General features: G+C 49.3%; 2 pseudogenes. One reads left to right on the plus strand and one right to left on the minus strand.

Annotation, left to right across the window (positions count from 1 at the left end):
• Positions 1-162, minus strand: a pseudogene (ansA, locus tag BJP35_RS24115) (asparaginase); the annotation flags it as partial.
• 90 nt (positions 163-252) lie between these two features.
• Here ansA (BJP35_RS24115) and ansA (BJP35_RS24120) point away from each other — a divergent pair.
• Positions 253-414: pseudogene (ansA, locus tag BJP35_RS24120) on the plus strand (asparaginase); the annotation flags it as partial.

The following is a 414-nucleotide window of genomic DNA, read 5'->3' on the forward strand; positions in this document are numbered from 1 at the left end:
TTATTCGTGGAGGTTGAAGTCAGGCATTTCCGGACGGTGGAATTCAGGCATCAGCGCGAGCTGGCGCTGAAGGTGGCCGGAGACCGGGATATAGCCATTTTAAGAGCGCTGCATACCGATGGTACCGCCAGTGTAGGCTACATAAATCGATTTCTTCTGCATGGTAGTGAGTTCTTGTTCTTCAAAAGAAAAAAATCCCCTCTTCACGTGAAGAGGGGATTTTTTTCTTTTGAAGAACAAGAACTCACTACCATGCAGAAGAAATCGATTTATGTAGCCTACACTGGCGGTACCATCGGTATGCAGCGCTCTTAAAATGGCTATATCCCGGTCTCCGGCCACCTTCAGCGCCAGCTCGCGCTGATGCCTGAATTCCACCGTCCGGAAATGCCTGACTTCAACCTCCACGAATAA

It is taken from the genome of Enterobacter sp. J49 (genome assembly GCF_002148625.1).
Lineage (GTDB): Bacteria > Pseudomonadota > Gammaproteobacteria > Enterobacterales > Enterobacteriaceae > Enterobacter > Enterobacter ludwigii.